At 65.5% G+C, this 3,893-nt stretch carries 5 protein-coding genes; 4 read left to right on the top strand and 1 reads right to left on the bottom strand.

Annotated features, from left to right (window positions below):
* The 3 genes from NP3_RS25055 to NP3_RS25045 all read left to right on the top strand — a co-directional run.
* On the top strand, positions 1-653 hold a 653-nt coding region (locus NP3_RS25055; protein WP_157124537.1), incomplete at its 5' end, for a tyrosine-type recombinase/integrase.
* 76 nt (positions 654-729) lie between these two features.
* Positions 730-1,755 (top strand): hypothetical protein, encoded by a 1,026-nt coding sequence (locus tag NP3_RS25050; protein WP_063044055.1) that lies wholly within the window; start codon positions 730-732, stop codon positions 1,753-1,755.
* Positions 1,756-1,984: 229 nt separating this feature from the next.
* Positions 1,985-2,716, top strand: coding sequence for a hypothetical protein (locus NP3_RS25045; RefSeq protein ID WP_063044054.1), 732 nt, complete (start codon positions 1,985-1,987; stop codon positions 2,714-2,716).
* Between the two features lie 160 nt (positions 2,717-2,876).
* Here the strand turns inward: NP3_RS25045 and NP3_RS25040 are convergent, their stop codons facing one another.
* Positions 2,877-3,188 (bottom strand): EthD family reductase, encoded by a 312-nt coding sequence (locus NP3_RS25040; RefSeq protein WP_063044053.1) that lies wholly within the window; start codon positions 3,186-3,188, stop codon positions 2,877-2,879.
* 150 nt (positions 3,189-3,338) lie between these two features.
* On the opposite strand from NP3_RS25040, the gene NP3_RS25035 reads away from it, so the two are divergent.
* On the top strand, positions 3,339-3,893 hold a 555-nt coding region (locus NP3_RS25035; protein WP_157124536.1), incomplete at its 3' end, for a LysR family transcriptional regulator.

Raw genomic sequence — 3,893 nt, 5'->3', positions numbered from 1 at the left:
GGCGCCCGCACGCCGAGTTCAACCTGGTCTCGATGGCACGGCCCAGCGAGGTCACCGCCATCCAGATCCGCGACATCGACAAGCGGACCGGCGATGTGCGCATCAACAAGGCGTGGAAGTACCTCCGCGGTGAGATGAAGCTGGGAAAGCCGAAGTCCTCGCGCGGTATTCGCACCGTCACGGTTCCGCTGGAAACCCTCGAGCGCTTCGACCTCGACCGCCCCGGGGACGAGTTGCTGGTCCACACCAGCAACGACACCCCGATCAGCGCGGGCTACTTCTACGCCAAAGCGTGGGTGCCCGCAATCCGCCGCTTGCGTGCCCTCGCCGATGGCAACCTCGACCCGTTCGGCCGCAACGCCCAATGGAAAGGCGCGGATCCGGAGTATCTGCTGGAGCGTTTCGCCGATGCGATCGCCTCGATGCGCCACAAACGGCTCACGCCCTACACGCTGCGCCACACCGGCATCTCCTGGAAGCTCCAAGACGGCGTGCCCCTGTTCGTCGTGTCCCGCGACGCCGGACACAAGTCGGTCAACACCACCGACGCGCGCTACGGCCACAACGACCGCCGCGCCAGCGCCGCAGCCGCCCAAGTCATCGCCAACCGGCTGCCACGCGCCCGCGCCGCGATGCTGCACATCGTCGCTTGAGCCAGCTGCTCCGAGTACTCCACCTGCCCACCAGGATTCATTTCATCACCGCAGCGTCGGAATGAAATGAAATGGAATGAAACGGAATTCCGCGATGCTGAAAGCCGTCAACTCACCCACGACCGACACCCCGCCGCGATGCCAGTTCCCCGTGGACAACGGGGGCACATGCGACACCGCCGTCCCGACCAGCGGCAAGCCGGGCGCACCGCGCAAATACTGCGACAACCCCGACCACACTGCGCAGAAAGCGCTGCGCCGTAAGCGCAAAGCCGATGAGGCTGTCAAACGCGTGGAGCAGCGCCCGTTGCGTCCGGTCACCGACGGCATGAATACCCTCGCCGATCTTGTCGACCGCATCGAGCTGACCCGCGTAGAGCTGGCGGCCATGCTGGCCGACGCCGGTGAACTGATCGCCGAGGTCACCGACCCCGCGGTCATCGACCGCGAGATCGCCAAGATTCGACGCGACGCGACCGTCTGCGTCGCCGCCGCCGAACAGGCTCGCGCCGACGCGGAGAAAGCCGCTACGGTCATGGCGCGTCAGCTCGAACGCGCGGTTGAACTCGAAGAGCTGGCCCTGGCCGCCGCCGACGAAGCCGCCGAGGAAGCACAGCAAGCCAAAGACCTTGCCGCACAAACCGCTACCGACGCACAAGAACGCATCGCCGAGGCAGAAGCAGATCGCGACCGTGTATACGAGGAGGCAGAAGCGGTCCTGAAGGAAATGCGCGGACACCTCGACGCAGCCCGCGCAGCACAGGCCCACGCCGAAGGCGAACGAGACGCCGCAGACACCAACGCCAAGACTTCAGCTCGAGAGCACGCGAACCTGCGACAGCGACTCGACGACCAGGCCACCGAACACCACCATCAACTCGAACAACGCGATATGGAGGACTCCCGCGCGATCACCGCCGCCCACGCCATGGCCGACCGCGCCGCCCGCGAACACCGCGACCACGTCAGCGAGATCCTGCGGACACACGGCGAGCAGATCCGTCGGGCCCACGCCGGTCATGCTGACGAACTGAGCACGATCGACGCCTATCCGGCTGGCCCACGAGACCAGCCACCTACCGAGGGCCGGCAGGTCGATTAACGGCGGTCCTCACACCTCGGGCCATGGCATCAGTTCCCCTCGTCTTCGGCGGTGAGGTGGTGTCCACGAATAACGATGGCGCCCCAGTGGTCTGGCTGGCGAGAGTGTTTGCCGCCCGGAATGCGGCTACCAGTGCATTGCAAGCCGTCTGAAAATGTCCGGCTTCTCGCGACCGAGGTCGGCGGTCAGGGTCCAGTTGTCGGCCAGTGGGATTCGATAGCGTGATCAAGTGATCCGCACGTTCGTGTTCTTACCTGTCGACGTTGTGTCCGAGCCCGCCGAAGTTGCCGGCTATGTGGCATCGGAGGCCGGTCGCCCGGCCACCAGTAGTGATCATGTCCTGTGCGTCCCGGCCGCGATCGAGGGCTGGAACGAGCGAGTAATGCTCCACGGCCGCTCGGAGGCTCTGGTCCGATGCGATGTCGATGGTGACACGGTTCGGGTGCGTGTGCCTGACCAAGCAATACCGCGGTTGCTGCCGATCCTCCAGGACGTCAGCCGACCGGCCGCGCTCTACGACGCCGATCGCCGAACCCTGCAGCGACTGGGACCGAGCCGCCCGGTCGTGATCGATATCGGAGGCGAGCATGCCCGCAGTTGGGTGGCTCTGGATGAGTTGCAGGACTGGGTGTCTCGGCTACATCAGCTCGCGTCGACGCCGTTTCTCATCGCCAGAAAACCCGGCCAGGACATGATGTTCATTCAGACCTACCGGGGCTCGCCACTCGCGCCAGACGAGGAAAACCCCATGTACACCTTGGAGGTCAGCGACGGCTCGCAGGACCGCCTCTACACCACCGAAATCGATGATCCGCTAATGGTCGCCGAATTGATCTGGGACTGGCTAGAAGACCGCTGGGAGCGCCTCTACCGATTGCAGTGGCAGCGGTACGGGTACGGCACAGACATGCACCAAGTGTCATTGCGCGACGAGCGGGAGCATGCTTCCCGGCAGCGGTGACCGAGCACCCGGAACTTTCAGAGCTGTCCCGAGATCGGCTTTAGTGACATCGGCCCACCTTCGACGCTCTACGAAACGGCAACTGGGAACGGCGTTCCGCCGATAGCCGGGACCTGCCGCGATGGCCGGCCGAACGCGCCCCGGAGCGTGCCGTCCTGCCTCAGTTGGTGCCGTCCTGCACCGGATAGTGGATGACGACCACACCGCCGGTGGCGTAGTTGACGACATCGGCGGACAGCCGCTGACCTTGCGGCGACGACCGCGCCGCGGCCATGGCGGCGGCGTCAGCGAAGTCGGCTTCGAAGACCGCGAAATACGGCGCTTCTCCCTTGGTCGCCGCCACGTCGAAGCTGTAGCGCCACGCAAGCAGGCCGGGCCATTTCATGACCAGTGGAAGGTGGTTGGTCACGTAGTAGTCGCGGAAGTGGTCAGGGTCGGCGGGCTTGGGATACAGGACTAGCAACTTGTGCATGACTGCCTCCCGGTGTGTGTGAGTGCGGTGTCCAGTACCGCGGTCAGTTGAATCGTCATATGTGCAGGTTAGGGCTTGATGCGTGGTCGGGGGAAAGACCGGGACGGGATAGACTCAGAACGGATCGTTATCAATCGGCAGGGAGGGCATGTGGCGCCGGATACGGTGAGCCTGCGGTACTTTCTGGTGCTGGCGCAGGAGTTGAACTTCACCTGCGCGGCCGCACGGATCGGTATCGCGCAGCCCGCACTCAGTGCCCGGATACGCCGATTGGAGGCGGAACTCGGTACGAGCCTGCTGGTTCGTAACACGCGTAGCGTCGTATTGACCACGGCCGGTGCGGCTTTGGCGGAGTCCGCGCCGCCCGCGCTGGCGGCGCTGGACCGGGCATGGGATACCGCCCGGAATGCGGGGGCCGGTGAACTGGGCACGCTGCGCATCGGATACAGCCTCAGCGCGGGGGCCGAGACGGCACCGGCCCTGGTGGACAGGCTCATTCGCAGCAGCCCGGGACTCGAGGTCAGCGCGGTGCCGATGGCGACACCGGAGATCTCCCCCGCGGTCGCCGACGGCCGCATCGATGCGGGGATCACCCGCGGTGAACAGCCGGGTCGTGGCGTGCGCCGGTTCCTGCTGCGGCGCTTGCGCGTCGGGGTCCAACTGGCACAGCATCATCCGCTGGCCGAACACCCGGAGATCGAGATC

The sequence above is a fragment of the Nocardia pseudovaccinii NBRC 100343 genome (assembly GCF_001613225.1).
GTDB classification, from domain to species: Bacteria; Actinomycetota; Actinomycetes; order Mycobacteriales; family Mycobacteriaceae; genus Nocardia; species Nocardia pseudovaccinii.
The sequence above is the reverse complement of the archived record's forward strand: the minus strand, read 5'-3'. Positions and strand labels throughout refer to the sequence as shown.